General features: G+C 62.8%; 3 protein-coding genes. All 3 read left to right on the top strand.

Annotated elements, in window-relative coordinates; translation table 11 throughout:
• Positions 1–339: (2Fe-2S)-binding protein (locus ACR0DH_RS20160; protein WP_480551856.1), on the top strand; the 339-nt coding region annotated here is incomplete at its 5' end.
• Positions 340–364: 25 nt separating this feature from the next.
• Positions 365–2,725 (top strand): xanthine dehydrogenase family protein molybdopterin-binding subunit, encoded by a 2,361-nt coding sequence (locus ACR0DH_RS20165; protein WP_480551858.1) that lies wholly within the window; start codon positions 365–367, stop codon positions 2,723–2,725.
• 94 nt (positions 2,726–2,819) lie between these two features.
• Positions 2,820–3,572, top strand: a 753-nt coding sequence (locus ACR0DH_RS20170; protein WP_480551860.1) for an FAD binding domain-containing protein, incomplete at its 3' end; no start/stop codon positions are given.

Genomic DNA, 3,572 nt, shown 5'->3' on the forward strand with positions numbered 1-3,572 from the left:
GTGCATGTGAACGGTGAGGCGGTGAAGTCTTGCAACATGCTGGCAGTTGAGGCGGATGGGGCTGAGGTTGGCACGATTGAAGGCCAGTCCAGCCCGGATGGGTCGTTGAACGTGATCCAGCAGGCGTTTCAGGATCACCACGGTCTGCAATGCGGCTTCTGCACGCCGGGCATGGTGATGAGCGCGGCGGCTTTGCTGAAGGACAATCCGCGCCCGACGGAAGCAGAGATCCGCAAGTATCTGGAAGGCAACCTGTGCCGCTGCACGGGCTATCATAACATCGTCAAGGCGATCATGGCCGCTTCGGGCCAGGACGTCAGCAGCATCGCCGCCGAATAAGCGGCCCGAGGGAGGAGAACAAGCAATGCCCAAAGACAGTGGCATCGGAGCCAGTTCCAAGCGGCGCGAGGACGTGCGCTTTCTGACCGGAGCAGGCAATTACACCGACGACATCAACGTGGCCGGACAGGCCTATGTTCATTTCCTGCGCTCGGATATCGCGCATGGCCGGATCACCAGCCTTGATACCTCGGCGGCCGAGGCCATGCCGGGTGTGGTCAAGGTGTTCACTGGCAAGGATTTCGAAGGCGTGGGCGGCATGCCTTGCGGCTGGGAGGTGACGGACAAGCACGGTGCGCCCATGCAGGAGCCCGCGCATCCCATTCTGGCCCAAGGCAAGGTGCGTCATGTGGGCGATCCCATCGCCGCCATCGTGGCCGACAGCCTGGAACAGGCGCGTGATGCGGCCGAGGCGATTGACCTCGAGATCGAGGAACTGCCCGCCGTGATCGACATGAAGGCCGCCGCGCAAGAGGGCGCGACGCTGGTCCATGACGATCTGAAGAACAACATCTGCTATGACTGGCAGCTGGGTGAGGCGGATGACGCCAAGGTCAATGAGGTCTTTGCGGGTGCGGCCCATGTGACCACGCTGGATCTGGTCAACAACCGCCTGGTCGCCAACCCGATGGAGCCGCGTGTGGCGGTGGGGGAGTATTCCCGCGCGACCGAGGACTATACGCTCTATACCACCTCGCAGAACCCGCATGTGATCCGTCTGCTGATGTGCGCCTTTGTGCTGGGCCTGCCCGAGCATAAGGTCCGCGTGGTGGCCCCGGATGTGGGCGGTGGCTTTGGCACCAAGATCTTCCACTATGCGGAAGAGGCGTTCTGTACCTTCGCCGCCAAGGCCTGCAACCGGCCCGTGAAGTGGACCTCCAGCCGGTCCGAGGCGTTCATGTCGGACGCCCATGGCCGGGATCATGTCAGCAAAATCGAACTGGCGCTGGATGCAGACAATAACTTCATCGGGTTGCGTACCAACACCTATGCGAACCTTGGGGCGTATCTGTCGACCTTCTCAAGCTCCGTGCCCACATGGCTGCACGGCACGCTGATGGCTGGCAATTACAAGACGCCGGTCATTCAGGTGAATGTGAAGGCGATGTTCACCAACACGGTGCCGGTAGATGCCTATCGCGGCGCGGGTCGGCCCGAGGCGACATTCCAGCTGGAACGTGTGGTGGACAAAGCCGCGCGCGAGCTGGGGGTCGATCCGATTGCCCTGCGCCGTCAGAACTTCATCACCCAGTTCCCCTATGACACGCCGGTCGCTCTGACCTATGACACCGGGGATTACAACGGGACCATGGACAAGCTTGAGGCCGCCGCCGATCTGGCAGGCTTTGCTGCGCGCCGTGCGGCAAGCGAGGCCAAGGGCAAGCTGCGGGGCCTGGGCATCAATTGCTATATCGAGGCTTGCGGCATTGCGCCCTCGAACATCGTTGGCATGCTGGGGGCCCGTGCGGGTCTTTATGACGCCGCGACCGTGCGGGTGAATGCCACCGGTTCGATCAGCGTCATGGTCGGCGCGCATAGCCACGGGCAGGGGCATGAGACCGCCTTCCCGCAGGTTGTGGCCGACATGATCGGCATCGATGAATCGATGGTCGAGATCGTGCATGGCGACACCTCGAAAATCCCCTTTGGCATGGGTACCTATGGCTCACGGTCGCTGGCGGTCTGTGGCTCGGCCATGGTGAAGGCCACCGAGAAGGTGATCGACAAGGCCAAGAAGATTGCCGCGCATTTGCTGGAAGCCTCCGAGGCGGATATTGAGCTGAAGGATGGTCAGTTCAGCGTGGCAGGCACCGACAAATCGGTGGCCTGGGGCGATGTGACCCTGACGGCCTATGTGCCGCATAACTATCCGCTGGAAGTGGAACCGGGGCTGGAGGAGACCGCGTTTTACGACCCGGCCAACTTCACCTTCCCCTCGGGCGCCTATGCCTGCGAGGTCGAGGTCGACCCCGAGACCGGTCAGGTCACGATCGAGGCCTTCACCGCGGCGGATGACTTTGGCAACATCGTCAACCCGATGATCGTGGATGGTCAGGTTCATGGCGGCATTGGTCAGGGTATCGGTCAGGCGCTGCTGGAGAACTGCGCCTATGACGAGAATGGCCAGCTGCTGAGCGCGTCCTTCATGGATTACGCCATGCCGCGCGCCGATGATGTGCCGTTCTACGGCGTGGATCATTCCAGCCAGACGCCCTGTACGCATAACCCGTTGGGGGTGAAGGGCTGTGGTGAGGCCGGGGCGATCGGCTCTCCGCCAGCTGTGGTCAATGCGGTTCTGGATGCGCTGAACGCGGGCGGCAAGGCGGTGGATCACATCGATATGCCAGTAAGCCCGTCGCGCGTTTGGGCAGCGATGAACAGCTGAGAGGTTGGGGTAGCTGGGGGCTCTGCCCCCAGACCCCCGGGATATTTTTAGCCAGATGAAGGGCGGATCCGCGCCTTTCGGAAAGGAAGACGAAATGTACAGTTTCGAGTTTGAAAAGCCCTCGACCATTGCCGACGCGGTCGCTGCGATGGGGGCCGAGGATGCGCAGGCGCTGGGGGGCGGGCAGACCCTGATCCCGACGCTGAAACAGCGGTTGGCGGCGCCATCCAAACTGGTGTCGATGAGCGGGATTGCCGAGATGCAGGGCGTCTGTGTCGAGGATGACGGCTCGGTCGCCATTGGCGGGGCGACGCCCCATGCCACGGTGGCGCGTGAGGCGGCGGGGTCGTATCCGGCGCTGGCGGCGCTGGCGGGTCAGATCGGTGATCCAGCGGTGCGCAATCGCGGCACCATCGGCGGGTCAGTTGCCAATAACGATCCGGCGGCCTGTTATCCGGCGGGTGTTTTGGGGTCGGGCGCGACGGTTGTGACCAACACGCGCCAGATCGCGGCGGATGACTTCTTTGAGGGCATGTTCAGTACTGCGCTGGATGAGGGCGAGATCATCACCTCGGTCCGTTTCCCAGTACCGCAAGCTGCAAGCTACCAGAAGTTCCTGCAGCCCGCCTCGCGCTTTGCCCTGGTCGGGGTCTATCTGGCCCGGTTTGCGGATGGGGTTCGCGTGGCCGTCACCGGCGCCAGCGAGGACGGCGTGTTCCGCTGGTCCGAGGCGGAAGCCGCGCTCAACACCGAATTCCGCGCCGACGCGTTGATGGGGCTGAAGGTCAACCCGATGAACATGATCGCCGACCTGCATGGCAGCAAAGACTACCGCGCACATCTGGTC

The sequence above is a fragment of the Ruegeria sp. I1 genome (assembly GCF_056532675.1).